Source organism: Singulisphaera sp. GP187, from assembly GCF_900129635.1.
Lineage (GTDB): Bacteria > Planctomycetota > Planctomycetia > Isosphaerales > Isosphaeraceae > Singulisphaera.
This window is the reverse complement of sequence record NZ_FSRB01000001.1, coordinates 1,477,733-1,503,197: the sequence shown is the minus strand read 5'-3', so window position 1 is coordinate 1,503,197 and position 25,465 is coordinate 1,477,733. Positions and strand designations below refer to the sequence as shown.

The following is a 25,465-nucleotide window of genomic DNA, read 5'->3' as shown; positions in this document are numbered from 1 at the left end:
TAGAAATTACAGGATGTAGAAATTCCGAGAAATTGCAGGCGAGATGTGCGGAACGTAGGATCTAAGATTTGGACTCGTTTAAAAACCACAGCTATCAGTACTCAATTTGCACTCACCTCTAGAAGTGCAAAAACGGGGACGCAGCTAGACCGACTTTTCGTTTTTGAAGGCTAATGAAGAGGCCAACATCCCGGGGCCTCCCATCTTCTCTGTTTTTACGCCGCTGACTTCATCAGCGGACGACCCGTGTAGGTCCAGCGAAACGGCTTCGCGAATACCTTGTTGAAATAGGTAAGGAAGTTCAACAGCTTTGATTGCAGATCATTCACCGACGTGAACGAACCGCGACGAATCACCTTTCGCATGATCACTCCGAAGATCACCTCGATCTGGTTCAGCCACGAGCTGTGCTTCGGAAGATATACAAATCGAATCCGATGACTTGTGTCCGACAAGAACGCTTGCCGGCTCGCCACCGACTTCAGCACCCCACGTTTACCTTTTTTGCCCAATTCCAGGGGGATTTCACACGCCACGGCAATCTGATTCACCAGGCTTTCCGTGCAATGAATGTTCAAGTTGTCCGCTATAAATACCCACGATCCCTCCGGGTCCAGAGTCAACGTCTGCTCGATGTGACGGACGAAGTCCGCCTCGGTTCGCGTCGGGCCAATCGTTTGAGTGAGCATCTTTCCGGTCGTTACTTCGAAGTTGCCGATCAGGCATAACGTCCCGTGTCGGATATACTCAAACTCGATCCGTTCGCACTTCTCTGCGATCATCCCCTTGGTGGGAGCGATCCGCTCCAGCGCCTGGAGACCGGTCATCTCATCAATGCAAACGGTGTGGGTCGCATCGTTCCGCTCCCGCTCCGACGCCATGAGGTACGTGTCACAGACCGTCTTGACTTGCTCCTCAAAACGTTGAGGATCCTTCTCCGTGGTGTTGAGCCAATACCGGCTCTTGTGGGGCTGCAAGGCGGCCTCATCCAGGTAACGGCTCACCTGGGACGATGAGATCGATACCACAATGCCGCGTTTGACGACCTCATCGGCCAGTTCCCGAGCGGTCCAGTGGGTGATCGGTCGGCCCGACTTCTCAGGCGGCTCACAAGCGATCGCCAAGATCTGGGTGACCTGCTCTGGGGTGAACTTGCTGGGGGCGCCGGGGCGTGGTTCGTCGGTGAGGACGGCTTCAATCGCATGGCGCAGTTTGGCGCGAGTCTCGCAGCATTCGATGTTGATCAGTTTCTCCCAAGCGTTGGCCCAGCGTCGTCGCCAGCGTCCGACCTGGCGGTGGACCAGACCGACCGCCTCGGCGATCTCTTGATTGCGAAGGCCGTCGAAGCCCATCAGGATGATCGAGGCGCGTTGCCGGAGTCGCGAGGGTGCCGTGGTGGCACGGGACAAAGTCCGAAGGATTTCCTGCTGGCACTCGGTAATGGTGATCTTGGCCGCCTGGCCCGGCATGACGTGTGAACTCCTGGTGGCTGGTAAGTTAGTCCATCCAGGTAATTTTGGGGTGTTCGTCAACCCCTTGGGCTATCGAATACGAAAAGTCGGTCTAGTATTGACGTCCCGTCCGGAGTGGCGGCTCGGCAGATTCAGCGCGGCGACAATGGCCAGGCACCTAAGGCGGGTACGTTCCACCGACGTCGGACTAGGATCCCGGGGCCTTCCTCACAGCGCCTTTACATCGGCAAATCGATCTTCTCTGAACTTCCCAGGCCTCCTCACTGAAGTGCCTGGGTAGTGAGTTGCGAAACTTTGTTCGGCCTGTCCTCGGACAAAGTGAAGCGACTTGCCTGAACCTCAGCAGAAGTTTGACAGGGTATAGGGAGCGCTCGTCGGGCGTGGCGGATCGCGGCGGCCGGTTCACGCTCCCCGAGTTGGTCGCACCTCAGAACTACTTGCCCTTGGCGGCCGCGCCCGCGGCCATGTCGCCGTCGCCGGCCAGCTTGGCGGCCTTGAATTCCTCTGCCGTCATCTGGCGGATAGTTCGGTTGTGCATCAGAACGGGGCCGCCGGATGTGGGGACCTCCTTGGCGTAGGCGATCACCTCGTCGGGCGAGTCCTTCGTCGCGGGGCCTTCGTCGACGTCCTGGATGACCACGCCGCTGCGTGCGATGACGTCGCCGTCCTGGAGAGCCTTCAGGCCGATCGGATTGACGGCCTCCAGCGGGGCGAAATCCACGACCTTCGTCGGCGGCTTGTGATGGTTAAAGGTGTATTGGCGGAACATCTGGCCGACGTCGCTGAGGGCGACCTCGGCTTGGTTGGCTTGGGTGACGGGGACGCCGGCCGGCTCGCTGCTGCAGCCGGCGACGAGCCCGATGGGGAGGAGGAGTGTCGCGAGGAGAAAGGAGCGCATGTCGCCTGTCAGTCCGAGGATTAGGTGCTAAAAAAGAATGGGAGGGGGCGATCAGGCCGCCTCCCAACGAGCATCGAGACGAGGCGTCGGGCTCGCGGGAGCCCTCACCTCAGTATGAGTCGGCACTGACGACCTCGCCGGCGGCCCGGGTGCCCAGGGCGAGCCACGTCGGCAGGCTGATCGCATCCTTGATGAAGCGGACCGAGCCGTCGGCGAAGCCCACGTTCACGCCGCCGGAGTGGTAGCTCCTGGCCGCCATATGGCCGTTGTTGAAAGCCGTACCGAAGACGCCGCAATCGAACCACTTCGAGTTCGGGGTCAGGGTGTGGCTGTAGTAACCGCAGATCGGCAGGTTGCGGTAGTACTGCTGGCCGCGGTAGGTGAGCCGGCCGGCGTACCCCGACCCGCCGTAGGAGCAATTGGGGGCCACGCCGAGATCACCGTTGCTGATGTAGAGGAAGTTCACCGGGTCGGTCGGCAGGATGCCGGAGGTCCACCCGGCGGCGTCGGCGGTGGTATTGGCCGCCTTGCTGCGCTTGGTCTCGGAGAAGAGGCTCGTGTTGCTGGTACCGTCCGTCACCGAGGCGATCGTGACCGGCAGGGCCCGATTCTTGTTGGGATAGGTGGTAGCCGTGGTGTCCAGGCCGATGACGTTGAAGACACCCGCACGAGCGCTGTTGGATTCGAAGGAGGCCGCCGTCGTGCCGATCCGCTGGGCCGCGGTCGCCCCGAGACTGCCGCAGTAATTGGCGTAACCCAGGTCGAAGAGCTTGACGGCGTTGGGATCCGACGGGCAATTGAACGCCGAGACGATCTGCATCTGAGCCGTCCCGTTGGCCGTGCTCAGGCCATAGCCGCTGAGGCACCACTCAAAGTTGAACGCGTTGTAAGTACTGGACAACTCAAGATACGGCAAGAGCTGGGCCAACACGTTGGGGCGGGAGCCGCACGTTCCCCCGATGACCGCGGCGTTGAAGTCGGGGCCGAAGCCGGGGATGAAAGCCCCGGTCGTCGACTCGGCGTTCGTCGAAGCTAGCCCCAGTTGTTTCACGTTGTTGGTGCACTGCGCGCGGCGCGCGGCTTCGCGAGCCGCCTGGACTGCGGGAAGGAGCAAGGCGATCAACACGGCAATGATTGCGATGACGACAAGAAGCTCGATCAGGGTGAAGCCCGACCTCGGTTTGTAGGTCAACATCTCAGCCTTTTCAACCTTGTATAAGCGTTGTAGGATCGTACCCCCGGTTAGCGGATACGATTCTACGGACCAATTATTAAGATTGAGCCAGGTTGAGTGGAGGTTTGGTTGAAATATGGGCAATCCACGTCCTCCGTTCATGAATGCCATTGAACGCACTGTTGTGGCATGATCTGAGGCCGGATCCAATGAACAGGGCGATTGCACCATAAGTCATGTTCCAAACAGCACTTGTTCGAGATAGTCGTCATTCCAGGCGGCAGTGAGTCGTTTCGACTTCACCCCCAACTTCTTGCTCTTCTCGTTCTTGAGCAGGCTCAATGCCATGCGGCGGACGATGGAAAAATTGGCGTCGGCGTGATCTTTACGAATCCGACTTTGATCCTCACCGAACGTTATGTCTAACTGCCAATGCAAGGAATTCTCAATTCCCCAGTGACCTCGCACCGTCGCCCCGAACTGCCTGGCGCTCATCTCCTTGCTCAAGATATAGTAGCGGACCTCATCGCACGGCTTGCCACCTCGAATCGTCTCGCTGATCGCCACGCCGATCTGCTTCAAACCCTTCCAGCGGGCCCGATCGGCCAGGTCATCGGGCACGTCGCAGACGTAGTAACTCCGGTGCTCCTTGCGACCATGCCCCTTCTCGTTCGATTCATACTGGCTCACCTTCACTCGGGCAAAGTCGTCGTCCATGTGGTCCACAAAGAAATCCATGATGCCCTCGAACAGGAGGGGCTGATTCCCCTTCACCGCCAGCACATAGGAATAGGCCGGGGATAACTTCCGTGGTTGGCATCGGTTAGGATGTCAGACCAGATTTTTGGAGGGAGTATACGGGAGGGTCACATGGAAGCCTACACACCGACAGTCCAACGGATGATGAAACGGCTCTTCGGCTCGTTGAAAGAGAACGACCGGCGGCGGTATGCGGCGATCGAGGCCGCGAAGTTGGGGCACGGCGGGGTCGAATACATCGCGGGTGTCCTGGAGTGCGACCCGAAGACGATCCGGTTAGAGCGCCTCACAGTTGCATAGCATACGCCGCACGGTCCTGGAACCATCCGGCGATGTTTTCGGGGGTGACGTCATGCAAGGCCGAACCGAACGCCGCATAGACCGTCTCCTTCGTTCGCGCCGCCGCCGACCTCATCGCACCCTTGACCTTCGAAAACATCTCCTCAATCGGTGTCAGGTCCGGACTCCACGGCGGCAACGGCACCACCTCCGCTCCGGCCGTCTCGACGGCCTCGATCGCATCTTCCGACTGGTGCGGCTTGAGATTGTCCCAGATCACCACGTCCCCCGACTTCAACTCCGGGACCAACACCTGTTCCACGTAGGCCTCGAACACGTCGGTGTTGGTGGCGCCCGGGAAGGCCAACGTCGCCGTCACCCCGGAGAGGCCCATCCCGCTGGTCAGCGTGATCGAATCCCAGTGCCCGGGCGTCGTGGAGTAGACGCGTTCTCCCACCGGGGCGCGGCCGTAAGTCCGGGTCATCGCCGTGTTGGCCCCGCATTCGTCCACGAAAACCAGGCGTTTCGGGTCCACGCCAGCGAGTCGCTCGCAGAATTCGCGCCGCTGCTCCTGGACGTCCGGGCGGTCCTGCTCCTGGGCACGGGGCACCTTCTTCTTGCGCGGCAGCCCCAATTGGCTCAAGGCGCGCGAGATGGTCATCAGGCAGCACGAGAGGCCGAGTCGTTGGCGGCATTCCTCGAGTGTGGCATCGGGTTGCTGGCGGATCAATTCTCGAAGCCGTTCCAAGTCCTCGGACCCGAGCACGGCGGGGTTGCCACCGCCGTGCGGTCTGGGTTCGACCGAGCCGGTCGTGCGATGGAGTTGGAGCAAGCGTGTGACGAAGGAGATACTGACCAGGAACCGTTTCGCGATCTGGCGTACCGACCCGTCACCGCGCTGGATCGTCTCGAGGACCCGCAGTCGGAGATCTTGAGAATAGGGTGTCATCGGCCACCTCCTAACTCAGATCTCCTTTCAAATGGCGTGCCATCCAACTGTTAGGCGCTCTAGAACTTCGATCCATCCCGACTCGGCGTGGGATCGATAACGGCGGCATCCCGCAGCCCAGGACAACCCGAGAGCAAAGGCGATGATCATGTTCGTCTGAGCGACCTGCGGGACCAACGCGGCCAGGACCATGCAGAGGAACGCGAGTCCGATCAGGAGAACTAACAAGAGCATACCTGGCTGACGAATCAGGTCCGGCCAGGGTAGGCGGGGCGGGATCAAACGTATCCAGACGTAAGCCACGGCGAGGTTCAAGAGGACGATAGTCAAGCTACTCTGGGCCATCCTGACATAGGCTTGCCAGGTAGGAACCCTGTTGATGCCGGCCCAGAACATCCGAAACTGGTTCCACCCAGGACGCAACTCCGCCATCCCGAGGGCCGAGGTGGCAACCAGGATCATGGCATCGACGAGCTTGAACGGCCTGCAACGAGGCATGAAGGTCCTCGCTCTGGGTATCGTCCCTCCAGTATACGGGCCGCAGTGGTCGTTCTAAACCCGAGTTCGTGGATGGGGCCTCCGGTGGTCAACGGTCAGGCCGCATTCAGCGAGCGGGCGGTAGTGATAGGAGACAGTCATGGCCAGACACTTCAAAGGGAAGACTTGGTCAAGCACGCTTGTTCCTGAGTGCGATCACCAATGTGGTCGCGCCCTCTCCCTGTACGAAGCGTCGGTAAGCGTCCGACTCCATGGGATAGAGCGCGATACGCCCCTGCCCATCGTAATGAATCCCCCAGCCGTACTTTTTGGGGAGGAGCGACGCCCGAAGGCAGGGGTGCGGCTTCGCGAGCAACTCCGCGCGGATCGCCTGGGCGCGGACCTTCTGCTCTTCGGCCGGAACTGACTTGTGCCTGACGTGGACCTCGTAGAGAAGGTCATCGTGGGTGTAGCGGTAAGGGTGAGTGGAGAGCAGCTCATACTGGAGGACGGGGATCGATTTGTGCTCGCCCTTCGCAATCGGAATGACCCCGCATTTCACGGCACAGTCACTCGCCACCTGGATGAATGTATCCGTCGCACCCATGCTTTTCATGGCGGTCCTCTTCACCCTCGAGGATTTCGGGAGTCTCAACAGCTCTCGAAAAAGACGAAGCGGTCGAGAGGGAAGCCAGAACAGCAATACGCTGTTGTGGCAGCCGTCTCGACCGCTTGGTGATTGGTCGAAGAATCGCGTCGGTCAGAGGATTCGGGCCGATTCGAATCAGGCCCGGATCGTGGCGATCAAACGCGGGCAGCTTGGCGAGCCTTGCGAAGACGCTTCAGTTCCTCACGGCGGCGGCGCTCACTGGGCTTCTCATAATAGGCCTTGCGCCGCATTTCCTTCCGGAGACCGCTGCGCTCGCAGAGTTTGCGGAAGCGACGAACCGCTTCCTGGATCGACTCGCCGGACCGTACCCGTAACTTCACCACAGGCAAAACCCCCGACTTCCAGGCTCCCACCGGTTCGAGCGGCGGGAAATGACACGAAAGAGGCAGACCGGCACCAACCGGGCCTCTCTTTCGTAAACGATCGCGATTACGGAGTATAGTCGAGGCGGCGGCTCTTGTCCAAGCCCCGATCTCCGCTAAATCCCGGATTCGTCGCGGAAAAAGCGACCGTCAGTAACCTCCAGCCCCCTCGTTGCTTCCATAGGATCCCCTGTAGCCCCCGCCGCCTCCGCCGCCGTAACCACCCCGACCACTGCCGGTACTACGTGCTTCGCGCGGTCGGGCCTCGTTGACGGTGAGCGGGCGCCCGCCGTAGTCGGTTCCATTCAACGCGTCGATCGCGGCTTGCGCCTCGTGGTCGTGGTCCATCTCCACGAAGCCGAAGCCACGGCTGCGTCCACTGAACTTGTCGATGATGACCTGGCCGTTCGAGACCGCTCCGTAGGCCTCGAAGAGCTGCTTCAGGTCATCACCCGTGGTGTCATAGGGGAGGTTGCCGACGTAGATGTTTTTGCCCATGGGTCGCTAGCCTTGTTCAGAAACCATCCGGGTTCGCACTGTTGCGAACGTCGGAGCGTCATCGCCGAGGCTTCGTGGTGAAGCGTCCGGTGAATCGCCCGTCAAGAGCGGACGAGGTCCCTATCGCTTCGCGCCACTGGGTAATATGTCGATCCCCCCTCGCAAACTCAAGCGAAATCCCCCGATCGCACCGAGAATCACTTGTGCATCGCGCGCAAATGCTGACGGCCCGGAAGGTTCCGGGCCGTCAGGTCGCATCAGGGGAACAGAACCAGATTGCTAAGATCAGGCCAGGTTACGGTCGATCCGGGGGAGCAGTGCGCTGAAATCGAGTCGGTTCGGACAGGCACGCTGGGCGGCGTCGAGGTCGGCTCCCGCCCAATTGCGGTCGCGTTCCGCCATCAGGCCATAGAGTCGCTTGGCTTCGCCTCGGTAGCCGTACTGATCGTGGTAGGTGAGCAGTCGGGTCAGATCACCCAGCGCCGCGTCGGTTCCGGCGGCACGCGCACAGCGGCCATCACAGTCGGCACAGAACGTCGGGCCGGCGGCCAAGCAAGCGTCGCGGAGTTGTTCGATCTCCGCGCGGTTCATGGCCGTGAATTTGGTGGCCGCCAGGCTGTCCTCGGTAATCTGATCGGTATTCCGCATCGACACGCAGGCGGAGCTGATCCGTTCGTCGGACCAGATCGCGTGCAGCAGGCCCTGGTAAGGCGTGAGCCCCTTCTCTTTGAGGGAGGGCACCCGCTTGACCACGTCCTCGAGCTCACCGTGGCCGGCGACCTGTTTCATGGAGACCAGGCCGATGCCTCGCTTGTGGCAGGCGTCGAGCGCCCGGTTCAGCGGAGCATCCTTTTCAAGCCAGGGGGTGAACTGGAGCATCACCACGTCCACGAATCCGCCGTCGGCGGCCGCCTGGATGTACTCGGCCCGTTTCGCGTCATGACACGAGATCCCGACGAATCGTGCTTTGCCCGACTTCTTGATCGTCTCGATCGTCTCTTTCAGTTCCTTGCTCTTGGGCCAGTCCATCGATTGCGGGCCGTAGTCGCTGCCGATGCCATGGATAAACAAGAGATCCAGGTAATCGGTCTGAAGCGCGGCGAGCCGGCTGTCGAGCTGCGGGATCAGGTCCCGGGGCGAGACGGGATGGTCCTTGGTCGCGAGGAAAATCTCTTTGCGGACTTCAGGCATCGCTTGGAGCCAGCGCGCGATGGCCGGTTCGGAGCCGTAGCTCTTGGCCGTGTCGAAGTAGCGCACGCCGTTGGCGTAGGCGAAACGAAGGAGGCGGTCGGTCCCCGGACTGCGCCAGGTTCCCAGGTTGAGGATGGTCACGTCGGCGCCGGTTTTGCCCAGCGGACGCAATGGCAGGATTGTCTTCTTCTCCGCGGCCGGTGCCGCCAAACTTCCCGATGCTGAGGCCACGGTCATGGCCGAGGCGGTAGCGAGGGCGCCGGTTTGCAGAAAACCGCGGCGATTGACTTCGGAACCGGAGACATCGTCTGCGTGCATGAGCGTTTCTCCGCGACCCTGGCCTCGAGATTCAATGAGCGGTCCGTCATTTGACGAATGTTAAACTAGTCGACGGCTCGAGGATTGTCGAGGAGATTGTGGGCTCAGCCCCTCAAGAACAGACCGCGAGCGCTTCCCGATCCCTGGCCTGGCGGGCGTGGGGGAGAATCTCTTCGCGGTAGACCGGAATATGCTCAGGTGCCTCGATCCCCAGGCGAACCTGATGACCATCGACCTTGACGACCGTGATGACGATCCCACCAGCGATCACGATCTTCTCGTTCAGCTTGCGGCTCAGGACCAGCATGTCAGCCTCCGTGAGTGCTTTTCAGAAAAAAAGGCGATGGGTTTCGATGCCGAACCGGATGTTCGCCGAATCGCTCAGGAGCAGACGGCGAGTGCCTCTTGTTCCTTGGCCAGCAGGGCGAGCGGGAGAATCTCTTCGCGGTAGACCGGAATGTGGCCCGGTGCCTCGATCCCCAGACGAACCTGGTTGCGGTCGATCTTGACGACCGTGATGACGATTCCACCATCGATCACGATCTTCTCGTTCAGCTTGCGGCTCAGGACCAGCATGTCATCGCTCCTTGATTCAGGCTTCCCAAAGTCTTGCGATTCCGTCGCTTCCGAGTTGCCGGCACCAGGTTTGGCGAGCCCTCGTGGCGAACGAGATTAAAGATAAGCACGGGGTGTGCCGACATCGTCCCGGTCGCCATACAGAGAGTCGGAAAGGCATCGCCAGACGCGACTTAAAAATTTCTCAAGTTTTCCAGGTCGGCGTGAATCTACGGAGGTTTTGTCCAGTTCTACAACCCTTTCTTCCCAATTCTACAGGCCGACCCGGAAAAAATGGGAATGGCCGCGACCGACCATGTTGAAACTTCATTCCCAGTGCGGCGCGGCCGCAACGGCGCCCCGACCGTGCTCGGTCGATTTCGCCGCGATCGGCGGGGCGTGCGATACCGGGGATGGCAAAGGAAGGCCGAAGCGGATACGATTTCCACGATCGGCCGCGCGATTGGGCGGAATGACTTGACTTCGAGGGTGTTCAGGATCTTCACGTGCGTGTAGGGATCGGTCACGACACACATCGTCTGGTGGAAGGACGCCCCTTGATCCTGGCCGGGGTCCGGATCGAGCATCCGCTCGGCCTGTTCGGGCATTCCGATGCCGACGTCGTCATGCACGCCGTGGCGGACGCGCTGTTGGGAGCCTCCGGGCTCGGCGATATCGGCGAGCACTACCCCGATACCGACCCCCACTGGGCCGGTCTCGACGGCAGCGTCTTGCTCGGGGATGTCGTTAGCCGGGTCGCCCGCGAAGGGTGGCGGCCGGTGAACTGCGACGTCATCATTCACGCGCAACAGCCCAAGCTCTCGTCGTTCAAGCCGGAGATGCGCACCAACCTGGCGAACCTCTTGGGGCTCGCCGCGCAAGACGTCAACATCAAGGCCAAGACCGGTGAGCACGTCGGACCGATCGGCCGGGCCGAAGCCATCTCGTGCGAGGCGGTGGTGCTGCTCAATGCGGCCGAACCCGCCTGATCGCCACGGTAATCGCTCGCCCAAGGCCGCCGACGTTCTTCCTTCCACAAACTGTCACGAAACCGAGCCCGACCGCTATGTCGCTTCGCGTCTACAACACGCTGACTCAGACCAAAGAAGCTTTCCAGACGGTTCGCCCGGGCGCGGTGGGCATGTACGTCTGTGGCCCCACCGTTTACTCCCGCAGCCACGTCGGCCACATGGTCGGGCCCGTCATCTTTGACACCATCAAGCGTTACCTGGTCTATCTGGGCTACGAGGCCACCTGGGTCGTTAATATCACCGACGTCGATGACAAGTTGATCGTGCAGGCCCAGAAGGAAGGGACCACGGTCAAGGAACTCGCCGAGCGAGTCACCGAAGACTACCTCGCCTGCCTCCGTTCGCTGGGGGTCGACGGCATCGACCACATGCCCCGCGCGACGGACCACATCGGCGAAATCATCGAGATGACCCAAGGGCTGATCGACAAGGGGTTCGCCTACCCGTCCTCGGGCGACGTTTACTTCGACGTGTCGAAAGCGCCCGACTACGGCAAGTTGAGCCATCGCGACCCCGAGGAACTCCAAGCGGGTGCACGGATCGAACCGACAGTCGTGAAACGGCACCCGGGCGACTTCGCACTCTGGAAGGGGTCGAAACCGGGCGAGCCGTTCTGGGAGAGCCCGTGGGGACCGGGCCGCCCCGGCTGGCATATCGAATGCTCCGCCATGAGCATGAAGATCCTCGGCGCTCACTTCGACATCCACGGTGGCGGGCTCGACCTGGTCTTCCCCCACCACGAAAACGAGGTCGTCCAGTCCGAGTCGTACTCGGGTCAGCCGTTCGCCACCTACTGGCTGCACAATGGCCTGTTGACCAAGGACGGCAAGAAGATCTCCAAGTCTGATCCCGGCACGATCGTCTTGATGGCCGACCTGCTCGAGGCCCATTCGCCCGACACGATCCGCGCCCTCCTCCTGACCAGCCACTACCGGCGGCCGATCGACTACGGACCCTCGCGGCTCGACGAACTCGCGCGCGGCCTGCAAGCCTTCTTCAAGGGGTTCGAGCGATTCGAACGCATCACCGGGGAGAGCTTCTATCAACTCTCCGCGCCGACCCGACGGGGCGAGTTCGACCCGGGAGCGTCGGCCCTCCTGGGCGAGATCGCCGCCCACCGCCAGCGCTTTCTCGACGCCATGGACGATGATTTCAACACCGGTGGCGCGATCGGTGAACTCTACGAGACGATTCACGCCCTGAACCGGTTCGCCAACGACCTGACTCCGCAGTCAGGCCCCGCGCTCGTGGAATACAAGGCGGGCATGGTCGTTCTCAAGGAGCTGACCCAGCTTCTCGGCCTCTTCCGCGTGCCGTTGGCCAAGCCCGAGACCAACCAGGATCGGCTCACCGCCCCTCTGCTCGACCTGCTGGTGAATCTTCGTGCACAAGTTCGGAAGGAGAAAAACTTCGCGTTGGCCGATGAGATTCGTAACAAGCTGTCGAGCCTCGGCGTCACTCTCGAAGACCGAGCCGACGGCACTTCATGGCGAATCGATTGACCGGCGTTGGGATCTCGCGAACGCATGTTTCCACAAGACAGTCGACCGGGTGGGCCACGCCCACCCTTGGGGAATCGTCCCAAGGAAGGGCCTAGCACGATGATGACGACGAGTACGGTTCCGACCTCCGAACCCGGTCAGCGACCCTTTTTCCGGGTCGTCGGAATCGATCCCGGCCTCATCGTCACCGGTTACGCGGTGGTGGAAACCTCGCCCCGGGGCCCGTTCGTGATCGAGGCCGGAGTGATTCGACCGCGTGCCGACAAGGCGCCGATGGGACGGCGGCTCGACCTGATCCATCAGGGTGTGTCCGAAGTCCTCGACGCCTTTCCCCCCTCCTCGGTCGCGCTCGAGCAGGTCCACAGCCACCTGAAACATCCTCGGACCGCTATCCTGATGGCCCATGCGCGAGGAGTGATCGTCCTGGCGGCGGCCCAGCGGGGGATCCCGGTGGTCGGCTACGCCGCCTCCCGGATCAAGAAGACGCTGACCGGGAGCGGCAAGGCGCCGAAACTCCAGATGCAACACGCGATTCAGACCGAGCTCGGTCTCGATCAACTGCCCGAGCCTCACGACGTGGCCGACGCCTGCGCCGTGGCGCTCTGCCACTACCAGATCGAACGGAGCCAGCGCGGCCTGCTCGGCCGCTGACGGCCGCCTTTGAGGTTTGGCCGCCCGCCCCAGGCAAACGGCGCGTTGGCTTGACCTCGGACGAGCCGCCTCTTTACGATGGACAGGTGTCAACAACGAGGGAACGCGATTCTTCCGCTCCCACGCTCAAACCTCCGGCTTGAGCGAGTGGAAGTCGCGGTAAAAAAGGGGACGACGGGATCTCCAGTGATTATCACCTTGAACGGCGAGCAGCGCGAGGTGCCCGCGCCATTGACCGTGGCCGACTTGTTGCGCGAACTTAAGCTCCGGCCCGAGCATGTGGCGGTCGAGGTCAATTCCGGCCTGGTCACCCGCGCACGTCACGACGTAACCCCGATCATCCCCGGGGACATTCTGGAAGTGGTGACCCTGGTCGGCGGCGGCGGTGGCCCCCCCGCGGTCCTCGATCCCGGCACCTTGACGATCGGCTCGCACACCTTTCAGAGCCGCTTGCTCGTGGGAACGGGCAAGTACACCACCCTCGAGTTGATGCGCGACTGCCTCGACGCCAGCGGCGCCGAGGTCGTGACGGTCGCCGTGCGCCGGGAACGACTTTTCGATCGTGACGGCCGCAGCTTGCTCGATTTCCTCGACCCCAAGCGCTACACCATCCTGCCCAATACGGCCGGATGCTTCACCGCGGAGGACGCCCTGCGGACCGCGCGTCTGGGCCGCGAACTCCTCCTTGGCCTGGAGAATCCCGGAGCCGACTGGGTCAAGCTCGAAGTCCTGGCCGACACCAAGACGCTTCTCCCCGACCCGGTCGCGACCCTGGAGGCGACGCAAGTCTTGGTGAACGAAGGGTTCCAGGTCCTCTGCTACACCAGCGACGACCCGATCATGGCCCGTCGGCTCAAGGCGGCGGGCGCCGCGAGCGTGATGCCGGCCGGCAGCCCGATCGGCAGCGGCCAGGGGATCCTCAACCCCAACAACCTGCGGATCATCCTCGAGGATCTCAAGGGGAGCGACCCGAATTATCCGGTCATCGTCGACGCCGGGGTCGGAACCGCCAGCGACGTGGCGCTGGCGATGGAGCTTGGCTGCGACGGTGTGCTGCTCAACACGGGAATCGCGGGGGCCAAGGACCCGCTCCGGATGGCCCACGCCATGCGATTGGCGATCGAGGCCGGTCGGCTCGCGGCCGGGGCCGGCCGGATTCCCAAGAAACTGTACGCGACCGCATCGAGCCCGACCGAAGGAACGATCAACTGACGGTCCGCTTGGGGCCGCGCCTCGCGCCTTGGGAACGCGGCCTCTCCTCATTGAATTTGACCTGATAAGTCCCTCTTGCTTCAGCTTCAGGACGGTCCGCCGTCGTCTACACGGAATGGAGCGTCTCATGTCGGCTCTCGACCCCGTCCCTATCCTCGGTCCGGACGGGGCCATCGCACGGCGGCTGCCGAGCTACGAGTCACGCGTCGAACAGCTCGAAATGGCCAAAGCGGTCGCCCGCGCCATCGAGAACAAGACGCACCTCATGGTCGAAGCCGGAACGGGGGTCGGCAAAAGCTTCGCCTACCTCGTCCCCGCGATCCTCGCGGCGGCCGAGTCCGGCCAGAAGAAGGTGGTCGTCTCCACCCACACGATCAGCCTCCAGGAGCAACTGCTTCAGAAGGACCTCCCGTTCCTTCGCTCCGTGATGCCCCAAGAGTTCTCGGCGGTGCTGGTCAAAGGACGCTCCAACTACATCAGCCTGCGGCGGCTCGACGCGACCGTCGCCCGCGCCGACGCGTCGTTCGCTCGTCCCGAAGATCACGACCAGCTCTCCGAGATCCGGCTCTGGTCGGGAAAAACGACCGACGGCAGCCGCGCTGACCTCGATTTCCGCCCGGCACCCCACGTCTGGGACGCAATCGCGAGCGAGAACGGCAACTGCCTCGGTCGCTCCTGCCCTCGCAACAAAGATTGCTTTTATTACAAAGCACGCCGGCGAATGTGGACGGCCAACATCCTAGTCGTGAACCACGCGCTCTTCATGAGCGACCTCGCACTCCGAAACGCGGGGGCCAGCCTGCTTCCCGACTATGACGTCGCGATCTTCGACGAGGCGCACACACTCGAGGCAGTAGCGGGCGAGCACCTCGGGCTAAAGATCACCAGCGGCCAGTTCGACTACACCCTCGGCAAGCTCTACAACGAGCGAACGCGCAAGGGATTGCTGGCCTATCACAAGCTCGACGACGCGATCATTCAGCTCCAACGGGTCCGGACCGAGGCGCTCAACTTTTTCGACGATGTCACCGAGTGGCAGACGTCGCAAGGGTCGACGAATGGCCGGCTCCGCAAACCGATCGCCTGGCCCGATACCGTTTGCGAGGAGCTGCGAAAGCTCGCGTCAGCGCTCCGGCACGGGGCCGAGTCGGTCGCGGCCGAAGAGCAGCGGATCGAGCTCTCGGCCATCGAAGAGCGTTGCCTCGCGATGGCCAACTCCCTCTCCTCCTGGCTCGGCCAGAAAGAACCGGATAGCGTCCACTGGGTCGAGCTCACCGCCGGTGCGCGGAGGCGGGTGACACTCGCCTCCGCGCCGTTGGACGTCGGAGCGACGCTCCGTCGCTCGCTGTTCGATCGCGTCCCCACCTGCATCCTGGCGTCGGCCACGCTGAGTGTCGGTTCTCCACCGCGCTTTGACTTTTGCAAGACGCGGCTCGGGCTCACGCAAGGCGAGAGCCTCCAACTCGGCAGCCCGTTTGATTTTCCGAACCAGGTGACGATCCACCTGCGAAGGAACCTTCCCGATCCCTCCGAGCAGAGCGCCGAGTTCGAGCGCCAGGCGATCCAGGCGATTCCGCACTACCTGGAGAAGACCCAGGGGAAGGCGTTCGTTCTCTTCACCTCGTACAAGATGCTCGACGCGGCGGTCCGAGCGCTCACCCCCTGGTTCGCGAAGCGGAACATCACCCTGATCGCCCAGAGCGAAGGCATGCCGCGCACCAAAATGGTCGAGGCCTTCAAGGCCGACGTGGATAGCGTAATCTTCGGCGCCGATAGCTTCTGGCAAGGGGTCGACGTGCCCGGCGAGGCGCTCTCGAACGTGATCATCGTTCGGCTCCCGTTCAGCGTGCCAAGCCACCCGTTGCTCGAAGCCCGCCTGGAGTCGATTCGCCGGACCGGCGGCAACCCGTTCACCGACTATCAGATTCCCGAGGCAGTGATCAAGCTCAAGCAGGGGTTCGGCCGGCTGATCCGTTCAAAAACCGACCGGGGAATCGTCGTGATTCTCGACCCCCGCGTACTCACCAAGCCGTACGGCCGAACGTTCTTGAATTCGCTGCCAGCCTGCCCTCGGATTCTCGACTGACCCGGAATCAGTCCGGAGCCGGAAGGCCCGAAGGAACCCGGTGCGGCCCGGGGCTTCGCCCGAATCTGCCTCGGAGGTGGGACTCGGCGATGTCGTCGTGTCTTGACTGGGGACTGGCCCGAAATCGCATTCGGCTCCCATAACCTCAAAGACTTGTTCTCATATCGTTCCCCGAACTTTCGCCAACCAGCATTTGGTAGCTCGAACCATGGGCGAAGCAAGCCGTTCTGGATTACCACGCCACCCATCCCCTGGAAGGCTACCGGCGGCTCGCCTCCATGATGCTCGACACCGATGTCGTCGCCGTGAGTCCCTCGAGCGTCTACCGAGTCCTTTGCAACGCCGGGCTGATGAAGCTTCATAACGGCAAACCTTTATTCAAAGGAAACGGCTTCCAGCAACCGCTCCGAGTGCGTGAACACTGGCACATCGACATCTCGTACATCAACGTCGCCGGGACCTTCTTCTACCTCTGTAGCTTCCTGGACGGCTGCAGTCGATTCATCGTCCACTGGGAGATTCGCGAGAGCATGACGGAGGCAGAAGTCGAGACGATCGTCCAGCGGGGACGCTCTCGCTTTTCCGGCGAGCGGCCACGGATCATCTCGGACAACGGCCCCCAGTTCATTGGCAAGGACTTCAAGGAATTCATCCGGATTTGTTGAGTTACTCACGTGATGACATCTCTGCATTATCATCAAATCAATGAAAAGATCGAGCGATGGCACAAGCCCCTGAAGGGCGAGTGCATCCGCGTCAAGCCCCTCCCTGAGCCTGGAGGAGGCGAGGAGGCTCGTCACTGAGTTCGTGGCCCACTACAACGAGGTCCGTTTGCACAGTGCGATCGGCTACGTCACGCCAGCGGACAAATTGGCCGGTCGCGATCGGGCGATCTTCGAAGAGCGGGATCGCAAGTTGGATGCGGCGAGAGAAAGGAGGAGAGCCGCCCGCTCGAAAGTTCAGCCCACCGTCTGATCGCCGGAAAGTCGTTGCTCGAACGGTTTGACGGCGCTACGATGGAAGATGGCCTGGGCCGGAGGATAGGGCTCCGTGGCGATACGCCCCGAGCGCCACCCAGGGCCAAGACCGAAGGAGGGGCGGCACCATACCGCCCTGTCTTCCCTTCGGGATTCGCACGAAAGCGGCAAATCCTAACCCTTTGGTCAAACATTCACTACCTTATCTCCCAACCCCGGTTTCTCCATTTCACGCTGAACCATTACACGTTCATCGCCCACGAAATCCGCAGCTAATCCCCGCCGGACGATGACTTGGCCTTACCCATAATCGACCTCAATTCGCTTAGATTGGCATCCTCTGGGTGATTCTACGCGATCATTTGAAAAAAGACATCAAGCCTTCCCTATGTCCGCGGCAAGAAAAAAGGCCCGTCAGGGCAGCCTATACTGAGCCTTGATGCCCCCCGAAACAGCGCTAGGCCAGTCGAATCGCCCAGTCAGCAGCGTCGATGCCCAAGGCGGCCGAGGAGCAAAGAGGCGACGACTTTCCGCGTAGTCAAAAATTCTGCGTTTGCTCCCTTGAAGATGCTCCCGGATTCTGCGACTATACTTTTGTGGATTATGGAGCAGGAAGTATGGGAAGCATGGGCAAAAAACCGCGGTCGGACAAGAACGGCATAGGCCGCCCCCGCTCCGATCATCCGCGACAAACCGTGATCGCCATCAGGGGTAACCCGGCCTGGCGGGCGTGGATTCACCGTTTAGCGGGGCACATGCGGCTTAAGTCTACGGACTTGATTGATCGTGCATTGGTGGAATTAGCCCAGCGAAACGATTTCCCGGAACCAGCTCCGAAGCGATGACGTCGTAAGAAAAATGGACCAAGGACAACAGGACCTTTTCAAACCGGATAGCGTCATTCTCAAGGAAGCATACCCAATGATTAATCCGGACAAGTCACGCTGATGCTACTTGACGATGCCCATAGAACGTTTGGCTGGCCCAGCCGAGATCAAATCCTCCATCCAGCTGGCTCCGGGGCTCGCGTGTTCGCAGATTTCGCCGAACGTAAGATTCGTGCCGAATTAGAACGCAAATATCCTCGAAGCAGTGTCCATGTGGGCGTGCTTGCGGTGGATCCAAACTCAGAGAGCACCGAGCCACCGATCGCGGTCGTTTGCGAATTTCCCACCGGTGCCAGCAATGACGAGCTTGAGGAAGCCCATCGTCTAGCTTGGAATTTTTCACGCACTGCCCTGCTCATCACGCTTGAACCGCATCGATTGATCGTCTGGTCATGCTATCAGCATCCTAAGAAATCATTGGCTCAACGCAAAGTCCACGAGCTGGATTCAAAACAGTTCGCAACTTCCCCATCGTCACAGCAACCGAGTTTGTTGGCCCTGCTTCATTGGGTCAGCTTAATCACCGGTAGCGTGCTTAGACAGACCCCAAGCAAATTCCCGATGGAAGGCCGTGCTGACAAACTCCTGCTGAAAAACCTCCGATTCATCCGAAGGCAATTGCTGAATTCCAATCCATCTCTTCCACGGCACTATTGCCATGATCTGCTCGCGCGAATGATTTTCACGCAATTTCTCTTCGACCGGAAGGACAGTGACGGTCGTCCGTTTATCGATAGGAAGCTTCTTGAAGGGCGTTTTGAGGGCAAACTAACACAGGTTCATACCGGCCTCGAAACCATCCTCCGAGACAAAGAGGAAACCTACGCCCTGTTTGGATGGCTGGACGATAAATTCAACGGAGACCTTTTCCCAGGTAAGGACGGCCAGTCCACTGATGACCGCGAAAAAGCATGGCAGGACGAGAAAGACGCCGTCACACCTGATCACCTCAAGCTGTTAGCGGACTTCGTCTCGGGCAAACTTGACCAACGCAATCAGCAATTGCTTCTTTGGCGTTACTATTCTTTTGATACGATTCCACTTGAATTCATCAGCAGCGTTTATGAAGAATTCCTAAACGAGGACCGCGAACGCGGCAAAGCTTATTATACCCCAACGCATTTGGTTGACTTCGTACTTGACGGCGTTCTCCCGTGGAACGGAACGGAATGGAACCTCAAAATTCTCGACCCTGCTTGTGGATCGGGGATCTTTTTGGTCAAGGCATTTCAACGTCTCATCTATCGTTGGAAGCAAGCCCACCCGGATAAAGAGCCTCACGTCAGCGATCTAAAGCCACTCTTGGCCCAGAATCTGTGTGGGGTGGATATCAACGGCGAAGCGGTTCGCGTTGCCTGCTTCAGCCTCTATCTGGCGATGGCGGATGCTATCGAACCCAAATACTACCTCAAGCGAGGGAAAGTCTTTCCGCATATCCGTGGCACACGGCTGATTGCGAAAGACTTCTTCGATGATGCAATTACCGGTATTCGTTCCGTTGAGGACGCCTCTGTCTACGATTTGGTGGTCGGCAATGCCCCTTGGGGCGATGGTTCGATAAAGCAAACGTCCGACCAGATCCCGCCGGAAGAAATCGATCCAGCTACGGCCGAGGAAAAAGCACCTTTCACTAGAGCCGAAGAATGGGCAGGGACACATCACTGGCCGGTCTCAAACTTCGATATCGGTCCTTTATTTCTGGCCAAGGCTGCGCTCCTGGTCAAGGCAGATGGCCATGTGGCCATGATCCAGCCCGCGTCCCCGCTCCTATACCTGCGATCTGGCTCCGCTGCCAAGTTACGAGCTAAACTGTTCACTGATTTTACCGTCGATGAAGTTATCAATCTTTCCGGCATTCGCAGAGAACTGTTCCCCGATGTCGTCGGCCCTGCATGCGTAATTATCATGGGCAGCCAGAAGCCGACGCCCGCGACAACGCTTCACTACATTTACCCCAAGCCTTCTGGCGATAGGCAGGGCCGGACCCGGATTACTATTGCATCCCACGACGTGAACCAGCTAACACATCACGAAGCCGCCAACGAACCTGATGTCTGGCCTGCACTTGCTTTCGGTGGCCGGCGAGATTTGGATCTGATACGTCGTCTGCGTTCCGCACCGACGTTGAAGAAGTATAAAAAGAAAGGGCTGGTCGACACGCGCGAGGGGGTAATTCGCGGTAACAAAGCTCGTTTCGAGCCAGACATCGTCGGAAAGCGAGTGATGGACGGAGGAGACTTTCCGGTAGGCATGTTTCTCCAGATCGACGCCTCACAACTACCTAAAGAAACATCTGGCATGGTTCATGACCGTGACAGCACCAACTTTGATGCATTTAAGCTGCCTCAGCTTATCATCAAGCAAACTTTACAGGTCGAGCACCAGCGGTTTCAGGCCGCACTCGTGAAGGGTGACGAACCTGAATGGGGGATTATCTGCTCTCAAAGCTTCATTTCTGTACATGAAGCTGGCAATGGCAATATTCTGAAGTCCGCGTGGTTAAGCCTAACGAGTCAGTTGTCAGTCTATTATATTTCAATTACAAGCAGCCGATTGGGGCACTACCGGCCGGAGCCTTTGGTAAAGGAGCTATTGAGCGTACCTTTGGTTGACCCTCAACCGCGAATGCTTGATGGCATCAAGTCCGCCATTGATGTGGACCGGCGAGTCCGCGAGCTTTTCCATTTATATGAAGCCGATTGGGTGCTTATAGAAGATTTGCTGAGGTTTGGCCTCCCCAATCAACAGACCGAAGGATCGGAATCCTACTCGCCGACTTCGCGAACATGGGCAAAGGCCAGCAGGCAATTCAATATCGAGCAGTACGCAGCGTATTTTTGCCGCGTGGTCAAGGCCACCTTCGGCAACGATAAAGCGGTGTGCGCTACGGTTTTTGAAGAATCGGACGATCAACCGCTACTTCCTGTTCGCATGATCGCGATTCATCTCGACTGGCCAGGACACGAAACGGTGAAGGTTGAGAAGTTTGAGGCGGATGGCCTGGTGAAAACGCTCGACGGTTTTTATGGGACGTGCCTCAAGCCGCAAAAAGATGGTAGCGGAATCGATGGACTTTTTTTCCAGCGTGTAGCCTTCCTGTTTCATAACCACGAAGAATCGGACCGGCGAGTCCATAGCCTCTACATTATCAAACCCGATGAATGCCGCTACTGGACGCGTTCACTTGCCATGCGCGATGCCGACCAACTCTCCTCTTCCATCCTACAAGCTGCGTCACAGAGATCTACCGAACTATGACAAAACGCCGTTGTTTAAGTCAGTTGATCTGGCCCAGCAACCCGGCCGATGCTCAATTACCAGTTGATTGGGCCAGCAGTGTCGCCATTCACTTGATGGATTGTCTCTGGCGTTCTTATGATCAACTCAGGCAAAAACACCTAGCGAGGATCGACCTCACCCAAGATCCTATTCAATTGGAGCGGGGCCTTACTGAAATACATTTTCTGGAAATCCAGTTGATTTGGAGAAAAGATACAGGTGGTTTTGCGTCTGTCATCCCCTCACACGAAGCTGACGAATTTGAAACAGTGCAAGGCCCAAGCGCAAAACCAATAGCATATGATTTATGTTTTGTGCATTTTATGAATGCCAGGTGGAAACTGCCGATCGAGGCCAAAGTGCTTCAAACCGATGGCGCCATTGCCGAGTACCTTATCGACGTGAGAAACAAGTTTGTTGCCGGACGAGGCGCACCCCTTGTTGGCGTGGCCGGGATGATCGGCTATCTTCTCCATGGAACGCCGGCTACCGTATTTGCCAATCTCGAAGCGGAACTTAAGCAATCGCTTCAGGAAGTCGCGGAGTTTCCCACCCGCCCCCATCGGATAAGCCAGCACGCTCGTGCAACAACGCCAGAATTAAAATTACACCATATGATTATGCAATTAGAGTCGGCCTAACTCGAAATTCGCTCTACGATGTTCCGCGTCACACGCTTTTGCCGTCGAACGTAGAGTGCGGTGGTTCGCGGCTCCGAATGCCCAGCCAGGTATTGCACATCCTCCAGCGGCACCCTTTGCGTTAGTAGGTTCGTTACCGCCGCCACCCGGAAGGAATGTGGCGACAACCGCGACGGCAATCCCGCGACTTTCAGCCTCCGCTTAACCAACTCGCAGATCGATTTGCTGGTCATCGGATTGTCAGTCAGTTTCATCGTCCGCGTAAGCGCTCGAGATTCCCAGGGGGGAGGCCGCGATTGGCACTCCCGTCACTCCGCGCATCGGACCGCCCTTGGATCACTTCCGCTTGCGACGATCCGCTCGTTTTGCGTCGCGACGCCGTGCCCGCTCACGTGATTCCTCCAGGCGATGCGTCAGCACGTGTCCCGGATGGTTCCGAGCCCACCGATCGGGCAAGAGGTCCTCGACTCGTTCCGGGGCCACGCTCAGCGTCATCAGCACGTCCTTGACGTAGGCCCACGGCTCCAGACGATGACGCTTCGCCCCTGCCACTATCGTGCTCAACACCGCCGCTCGCGGTCCCGCATCCACATTCCCCAGGAACAACCAATTCTTCCGGCCGATGGCTTGGTCGCGGAGGCGACGCTCCGCCACGTTGTTGTCGATCGTCAGCCGGCCGTCCTCGGTGTAGCGGCACAACGCCTTCCACTGATTCCGCGCATAGGTCAGAGCCTGGCCCAACGCCGATTTCGGCAGCGACTGGTCCGCAAGCCGATCGAGGTCCCCTCGAAGCCGTTCCAGGATCGGCACCGCTTCTTGCGCACGCAGGGCCTGTCTCGCCTCAACGGACAACCCTCGGGCGCGATCCTCCACGTCGTATAACCGGCGGATCGCTTCCAGGATCAAACCCGCGTTCCCCGGCGACGACGACCGCGCATCGTAGAACTTGCGGCGGGCGTGCGCCCAGCAAGCGACTTCAAGGATCGCCGAAGGCGACCCGAGATAGAGTCCGTCATATCCGGCATATGCGTCAGCCTGAAGATAACCCGCGAAGCCGGCGAGGAACGTCGCCGGCCCGTCGCGTTTGCGACTCGCCGTATGGTCGTACACGTCGTAGGAATGATCCTCGTCCCCATGATAGAGCCAGAACCGTGTCGTCAGGCTCCCGGGAGCCTCGCCGCCCAGCGCCTTGACGGGGGTGTCATCGGTCCAGATCACCGGAGATTGGAGCACGAGCTGCTTCTGGAGGTCGTAGAGCGGCCCCATCAACTCGGCGGCCTTGCGGACCCAATCGCACAGCGTCGCACGCGGCAGGTGCAAACCGTAGCGAACCGAGATGTCCTCGAAGCGGTACAGGGTCAAGTGATCGATAAACTTGGAAATCAGCAATTGCGAAAGCAGACCCGCTCCCGCGATGCACCCCGGGAGCGGCCGCTCCGGTCCGTCGGGGCTTTTCACACCGTCGTGGCAGTGCGAGCACGCGTACTTGGGAAGGACGTGGACCCGGACCTCCAGGCGAGCCGGGATGAATTCGAGCTCACGCCGCTCATCCTCGCCGATGCGTGCCTTGGACCGGCCGCAGCATGAGCAAGTCTTGTCCGCCTCGGGCACGTCATGTTCGATGCGGACCTGGGGCAGGCGGCTGAAATCCAGCGTCCGCGATGGCCGGGACTTCCTCGGAGCGGCCGGCGTCGGGGCCTCCGGTTCGGCCTCGGGAGTCACCTCGAGGTCCTCGCCGAACGCGAAGAGATGACCTTGTCCGGGATCGTCGCATCGTTCGCTACGTCGCCCGTAGACATAGCGGCGGTACCGCTCCAACTCCTGGCGCAGGCGGTCGTTCTCTTGCGCCAACTCCTCATTGGCCCTGGTGGCTTGATCGAGTGCGGCGAGCAGGTCCTGGATCCGTTGCTGCATCGCATCGACGGGAGGGGCCGCGTCGCCAGAGACTGGCGGCGACGCGGGCGATTCGGGGCCGGATTGGGCATTTCGACCGAGAGGAATAGTCATCACTTGAATTATCGCATGCTCACCTCTGATTTCAAGTGGTTTTCCCGGGATTCTCCCTGTTTTTCTCAGGCCTCCGGTATCGTTTTCGTTGCTGGGCGTTCCCCAGGTCGATGCCGCCCAGGAGCATGGCGAGTTGGGCGGACCGGAGTTCGATCGGGGCGTCGGAGGAGGGCCGGAGGGGGACCTGGAACGAGCCGGCTTCGAGGCGATAGTACCAGATCGCCAGGCCATCGACATTCCAGTAGAGGATCTTGATGCGATCACGTCGGCGATTCAGGAAGAGGAAGAGATGGCCGGAGAGGAGCTCCTCCTGAGGGAAGGCTTGGCTGACGATTCCCGAGAGCCCGTCAAAGCTTTTTCTGAGGTCGACGGAGTCGGCGTGAAGGAGGATCCGCACGGTGTGTGGGACGCTCAACATGAGGTGTCCTCCATCCTCGCCGCGACGCGGGCGACGGTCTCGACGACCCGGCAGACGAGTTCGTCGCCCGCGGCGATGGGCAGGAGGATTCGTCCGCCGTCGGGGAGTCGGATGGTGAGGAATTCAGCGGAATCGCCGGATCGCGACTCGGGGGCGGCGGCGAGGATGACCGGCACGAATGCCGGTTCGCGAGCCGGAGAGGGGACAGGGCCAGGCGAATCCGAGGCGAGGCGTCGCTTCCAAGCGTGGAAAGACGCGGTCGAGATCCCTTGGCCGTGGCAGAACTGGCCGATGGTGAGACCGCTGTCGGACTGCTGTTGCAGTCGCCGACGCCAGAGGACTGGGAGGGCAGGATTGGCGGCACGTGGCATCTTCTGACTCCGGAGGACGAACAAAATGGTCCGTCTTCCAGGCTATCAGGCGGCACAAGACTGGCTATTTCGAGCGCTTACTCGTCCGCCGCATCGTCGAGCGGAGGAGCGGCCTGTCCCTGACTTCTGCCGAGCGGTTTCACCTGCCGGTCCAGACCGCGTTCCAGACAGCCGGCTTTGAGGTCCGGATAGTCCATCCCTTCGCCACCAAGCAATTTCGCCAGCCCGCCGATCCCGGCAACAAAACCGATGACACCGACTTCTCCGCCATCCATCGCGCGGTGGTCAACGGGTTTGGGCTCCTCGAGCACGAACCCGACCCCCACTTCAGCCACCTCCAACTCCTGGCTCGTCATCGCCGCGATCTGGTCTCCAAGAACGGGAGGAGAAAGGGGGCCAGGAGCGAATGGCACGAGGATAAGGATTTCGTACAGTACTTTTTCAGGCTCCTGTACACTGTTTCGCGACGAAAACCAGTGTACGCCCGCTCTTAACCTCGTGCCATTCACTCCTGCCCCCTTCGGAGCTCCAAGCAAGGGTTCGGCCGGCTGATCCGTTCAAAAACCGACCGGGGATCGTCGTGATTCTCGACCCCCGCGTGCTCACCAAGCCGTACGGCCGAACGTACTTGAATTCGCTGCCGGCCTGCCCTCGGATTCTCGACTGACTCGCGGTTTCGATTCCTCCCGCACCAGTTCAATCGAATGGTTCCGAGGACGCTCGGCGGGCTTCTCGAAAATCCGAGTGATCCTCCCCCCTAGGATCGCCACTTTCTCTGGGATACAATACAGACTTGAAACT

General features: G+C 60.3%; 27 protein-coding genes and 1 pseudogene. 12 read left to right on the top strand and 16 right to left on the bottom strand.

The genetic code is table 11. The features are described from left to right. Positions 1-215: 215 nt before the first annotated feature. From BUS42_RS05905 to BUS42_RS05890, 4 genes are all read right to left on the bottom strand, one after another. Positions 216-1,469, bottom strand: a complete 1,254-nt coding sequence (locus BUS42_RS05905; RefSeq protein WP_074306086.1) for an IS630 family transposase — start codon at positions 1,467-1,469, stop codon at positions 216-218. A 436-nt stretch (positions 1,470-1,905) separates the two neighbouring features. Beyond that, positions 1,906-2,370, bottom strand: a complete 465-nt coding sequence (locus BUS42_RS05900; protein ID WP_074306084.1) for a hypothetical protein — start codon at positions 2,368-2,370, stop codon at positions 1,906-1,908. A 109-nt stretch (positions 2,371-2,479) separates the two neighbouring features. Next, positions 2,480-3,565 (bottom strand): DUF1559 family PulG-like putative transporter, encoded by a 1,086-nt coding sequence (locus BUS42_RS05895; RefSeq protein WP_074306082.1) that lies wholly within the window; start codon positions 3,563-3,565, stop codon positions 2,480-2,482. A 213-nt stretch (positions 3,566-3,778) separates the two neighbouring features. After that, on the bottom strand, positions 3,779-4,327 hold the full coding sequence (locus tag BUS42_RS05890; protein ID WP_256386125.1) for an ISAs1 family transposase: 549 nt from the start codon (positions 4,325-4,327) through the stop codon (positions 3,779-3,781). 87 nt (positions 4,328-4,414) lie between these two features. Here BUS42_RS05890 and BUS42_RS05885 point away from each other — a divergent pair, with 87 nt between their 5' ends. Next, on the top strand, positions 4,415-4,603 hold the full coding sequence (locus BUS42_RS05885; protein WP_074306080.1) for a hypothetical protein: 189 nt from the start codon (positions 4,415-4,417) through the stop codon (positions 4,601-4,603). Here the strand turns inward: BUS42_RS05885 and BUS42_RS05880 are convergent. The 8 genes from BUS42_RS05880 to csrA (BUS42_RS05845) all read right to left on the bottom strand — a co-directional run bounded on the left by BUS42_RS05880 (position 4,590) and on the right by csrA (BUS42_RS05845) (position 9,623). Next, positions 4,590-5,531, bottom strand: coding sequence for an IS630 family transposase (locus BUS42_RS05880; protein WP_074306078.1), 942 nt, complete (start codon positions 5,529-5,531; stop codon positions 4,590-4,592). The genes BUS42_RS05885 and BUS42_RS05880 overlap by 14 nt on opposite strands. A gap of 27 nt (positions 5,532-5,558) precedes the next feature. Next, positions 5,559-6,029: a hypothetical protein gene (locus BUS42_RS05875; RefSeq protein ID WP_074306076.1), complete on the bottom strand. Its 471-nt coding sequence runs from the start codon at positions 6,027-6,029 to the stop codon at positions 5,559-5,561. A 169-nt stretch (positions 6,030-6,198) separates the two neighbouring features. Beyond that, on the bottom strand, positions 6,199-6,624 hold the full coding sequence (locus BUS42_RS05870; RefSeq protein WP_074306074.1) for a DUF6157 family protein: 426 nt from the start codon (positions 6,622-6,624) through the stop codon (positions 6,199-6,201). A gap of 188 nt (positions 6,625-6,812) precedes the next feature. Next, on the bottom strand, positions 6,813-7,001 hold the full coding sequence (gene rpsU / locus BUS42_RS05865; RefSeq protein WP_026012078.1) for a 30S ribosomal protein S21: 189 nt from the start codon (positions 6,999-7,001) through the stop codon (positions 6,813-6,815). Between the two features lie 189 nt (positions 7,002-7,190). Then, complete coding sequence (locus BUS42_RS05860; RefSeq protein ID WP_074306072.1) at positions 7,191-7,538, bottom strand: RNA recognition motif domain-containing protein; 348 nt, start codon at positions 7,536-7,538, stop codon at positions 7,191-7,193. Positions 7,539-7,823: 285 nt separating this feature from the next. Next, on the bottom strand, positions 7,824-9,047 hold the full coding sequence (locus BUS42_RS05855; RefSeq protein WP_074306070.1) for an aldo/keto reductase: 1,224 nt from the start codon (positions 9,045-9,047) through the stop codon (positions 7,824-7,826). A gap of 112 nt (positions 9,048-9,159) precedes the next feature. Next, positions 9,160-9,354 (bottom strand): carbon storage regulator CsrA, encoded by a 195-nt coding sequence (csrA, locus tag BUS42_RS05850; protein ID WP_074306068.1) that lies wholly within the window; start codon positions 9,352-9,354, stop codon positions 9,160-9,162. Positions 9,355-9,428: 74 nt separating this feature from the next. Beyond that, positions 9,429-9,623 (bottom strand): carbon storage regulator CsrA, encoded by a 195-nt coding sequence (gene csrA, locus BUS42_RS05845; RefSeq protein ID WP_074306066.1) that lies wholly within the window; start codon positions 9,621-9,623, stop codon positions 9,429-9,431. A 485-nt stretch (positions 9,624-10,108) separates the two neighbouring features. Between csrA (BUS42_RS05845) and ispF the strand changes: the two genes are divergently transcribed. The 9 genes from ispF to BUS42_RS42550 all read left to right on the top strand — a co-directional run bounded on the left by ispF (position 10,109) and on the right by BUS42_RS42550 (position 21,868). After that, positions 10,109-10,591, top strand: a complete 483-nt coding sequence (ispF, locus tag BUS42_RS05835) for a 2-C-methyl-D-erythritol 2,4-cyclodiphosphate synthase (protein ID WP_074306062.1) — start codon at positions 10,109-10,111, stop codon at positions 10,589-10,591. A gap of 77 nt (positions 10,592-10,668) precedes the next feature. After that, positions 10,669-12,135: a cysteine--tRNA ligase gene (gene cysS / locus BUS42_RS05830; protein ID WP_074306060.1), complete on the top strand. Its 1,467-nt coding sequence runs from the start codon at positions 10,669-10,671 to the stop codon at positions 12,133-12,135. Between the two features lie 99 nt (positions 12,136-12,234). Next, entirely contained in the window at positions 12,235-12,786 is a 552-nt protein-coding gene (gene ruvC / locus BUS42_RS05825) for a crossover junction endodeoxyribonuclease RuvC (RefSeq protein WP_074306058.1), read from the top strand. 186 nt (positions 12,787-12,972) lie between these two features. Continuing rightward, entirely contained in the window at positions 12,973-13,998 is a 1,026-nt protein-coding gene (thiS, locus tag BUS42_RS05820) for a sulfur carrier protein ThiS (RefSeq protein ID WP_173878236.1), read from the top strand. 127 nt (positions 13,999-14,125) lie between these two features. Then, on the top strand, positions 14,126-16,084 hold the full coding sequence (locus BUS42_RS05815; protein WP_074306056.1) for an ATP-dependent DNA helicase: 1,959 nt from the start codon (positions 14,126-14,128) through the stop codon (positions 16,082-16,084). A gap of 278 nt (positions 16,085-16,362) precedes the next feature. Next, positions 16,363-16,749 (top strand): integrase catalytic domain-containing protein, encoded by a 387-nt coding sequence (locus tag BUS42_RS42560; RefSeq protein WP_074306054.1) that lies wholly within the window; start codon positions 16,363-16,365, stop codon positions 16,747-16,749. A 142-nt stretch (positions 16,750-16,891) separates the two neighbouring features. After that, complete coding sequence (locus BUS42_RS46320) at positions 16,892-17,059, top strand: integrase core domain-containing protein (RefSeq protein ID WP_410001675.1); 168 nt, start codon at positions 16,892-16,894, stop codon at positions 17,057-17,059. Positions 17,060-18,008: 949 nt separating this feature from the next. Continuing rightward, entirely contained in the window at positions 18,009-21,206 is a 3,198-nt protein-coding gene (locus BUS42_RS05800) for an HsdM family class I SAM-dependent methyltransferase (RefSeq protein WP_074306052.1), read from the top strand. Beyond that, positions 21,203-21,868, top strand: coding sequence for a hypothetical protein (locus tag BUS42_RS42550; protein ID WP_143206252.1), 666 nt, complete (start codon positions 21,203-21,205; stop codon positions 21,866-21,868). The genes BUS42_RS05800 and BUS42_RS42550 overlap by 4 nt, the downstream gene beginning before the upstream one ends. Here the strand turns inward: BUS42_RS42550 and BUS42_RS46315 are convergent. The 4 genes from BUS42_RS46315 to tnpA form a co-directional block, all read right to left on the bottom strand. Next, complete coding sequence (locus BUS42_RS46315; protein ID WP_074306048.1) at positions 21,865-22,101, bottom strand: tyrosine-type recombinase/integrase; 237 nt, start codon at positions 22,099-22,101, stop codon at positions 21,865-21,867. The genes BUS42_RS42550 and BUS42_RS46315 overlap by 4 nt on opposite strands. 103 nt (positions 22,102-22,204) lie before the next feature. Beyond that, entirely contained in the window at positions 22,205-23,875 is a 1,671-nt protein-coding gene (gene tnpC, locus BUS42_RS05785; RefSeq protein WP_074306046.1) for an IS66 family transposase, read from the bottom strand. Positions 23,876-23,906: 31 nt separating this feature from the next. After that, positions 23,907-24,293, bottom strand: coding sequence for an IS66 family insertion sequence element accessory protein TnpB (tnpB, locus tag BUS42_RS05780; RefSeq protein ID WP_074306044.1), 387 nt, complete (start codon positions 24,291-24,293; stop codon positions 23,907-23,909). Continuing rightward, positions 24,287-24,664 carry an IS66 family insertion sequence element accessory protein TnpA gene (gene tnpA / locus BUS42_RS05775; protein WP_074306042.1) on the bottom strand — a complete coding sequence of 126 codons (378 nt, stop codon included), beginning with the start codon at positions 24,662-24,664 and terminating at the stop codon, positions 24,287-24,289. Before tnpA ends, tnpB begins: the two co-directional genes overlap by 7 nt. Here tnpA and BUS42_RS46310 point away from each other — a divergent pair. Both BUS42_RS46310 and BUS42_RS46305 read left to right on the top strand, forming a co-directional pair. Further along, positions 24,658-25,158: an IS110 family transposase gene (locus BUS42_RS46310; protein WP_074306041.1), complete on the top strand. Its 501-nt coding sequence runs from the start codon at positions 24,658-24,660 to the stop codon at positions 25,156-25,158. The genes tnpA and BUS42_RS46310 overlap by 7 nt on opposite strands. A gap of 36 nt (positions 25,159-25,194) precedes the next feature. After that, positions 25,195-25,331 (top strand): annotated as a pseudogene (locus BUS42_RS46305) (helicase C-terminal domain-containing protein); the annotation flags it as partial. Positions 25,332-25,465: the final 134 nt, after the last annotated feature.

Coding starts and splice junctions, on each gene's coding strand:
- BUS42_RS05815 (WP_074306056.1), top strand. CDS start 14,126: ATGTCGGCTCTCGACCCCGTCCCTATCCTCGGTCCGGACGGGGCCATC.
- BUS42_RS05870 (WP_074306074.1), bottom strand. CDS start 6,624: ATGAAAAGCATGGGTGCGACGGATACATTCATCCAGGTGGCGAGTGAC.
- BUS42_RS05900 (WP_074306084.1), bottom strand. CDS start 2,370: ATGCGCTCCTTTCTCCTCGCGACACTCCTCCTCCCCATCGGGCTCGTC.
- BUS42_RS05875 (WP_074306076.1), bottom strand. CDS start 6,029: ATGCCTCGTTGCAGGCCGTTCAAGCTCGTCGATGCCATGATCCTGGTT.
- BUS42_RS05800 (WP_074306052.1), top strand. CDS start 18,009: ATGCTACTTGACGATGCCCATAGAACGTTTGGCTGGCCCAGCCGAGAT.
- BUS42_RS05905 (WP_074306086.1), bottom strand. CDS start 1,469: ATGCCGGGCCAGGCGGCCAAGATCACCATTACCGAGTGCCAGCAGGAA.
- csrA (WP_074306066.1), bottom strand. CDS start 9,623: ATGCTGGTCCTGAGCCGCAAGCTGAACGAGAAGATCGTGATCGATGGT.
- BUS42_RS42560 (WP_074306054.1), top strand. CDS start 16,363: ATGATGCTCGACACCGATGTCGTCGCCGTGAGTCCCTCGAGCGTCTAC.
- BUS42_RS05855 (WP_074306070.1), bottom strand. CDS start 9,047: ATGCACGCAGACGATGTCTCCGGTTCCGAAGTCAATCGCCGCGGTTTT.
- cysS (WP_074306060.1), top strand. CDS start 10,669: ATGTCGCTTCGCGTCTACAACACGCTGACTCAGACCAAAGAAGCTTTC.
- BUS42_RS05880 (WP_074306078.1), bottom strand. CDS start 5,531: ATGACACCCTATTCTCAAGATCTCCGACTGCGGGTCCTCGAGACGATC.
- BUS42_RS46315 (WP_074306048.1), bottom strand. CDS start 22,101: ATGACCAGCAAATCGATCTGCGAGTTGGTTAAGCGGAGGCTGAAAGTC.
- BUS42_RS05885 (WP_074306080.1), top strand. CDS start 4,415: ATGGAAGCCTACACACCGACAGTCCAACGGATGATGAAACGGCTCTTC.
- tnpB (WP_074306044.1), bottom strand. CDS start 24,293: ATGTTGAGCGTCCCACACACCGTGCGGATCCTCCTTCACGCCGACTCC.
- BUS42_RS05895 (WP_074306082.1), bottom strand. CDS start 3,565: ATGTTGACCTACAAACCGAGGTCGGGCTTCACCCTGATCGAGCTTCTT.
- BUS42_RS05860 (WP_074306072.1), bottom strand. CDS start 7,538: ATGGGCAAAAACATCTACGTCGGCAACCTCCCCTATGACACCACGGGT.
- ruvC (WP_074306058.1), top strand. CDS start 12,235: ATGATGACGACGAGTACGGTTCCGACCTCCGAACCCGGTCAGCGACCC.
- tnpC (WP_074306046.1), bottom strand. CDS start 23,875: ATGACTATTCCTCTCGGTCGAAATGCCCAATCCGGCCCCGAATCGCCC.
- BUS42_RS42550 (WP_143206252.1), top strand. CDS start 21,203: ATGACAAAACGCCGTTGTTTAAGTCAGTTGATCTGGCCCAGCAACCCG.
- csrA (WP_074306068.1), bottom strand. CDS start 9,354: ATGCTGGTCCTGAGCCGCAAGCTGAACGAGAAGATCGTGATCGCTGGT.
- tnpA (WP_074306042.1), bottom strand. CDS start 24,664: ATGCCACGTGCCGCCAATCCTGCCCTCCCAGTCCTCTGGCGTCGGCGA.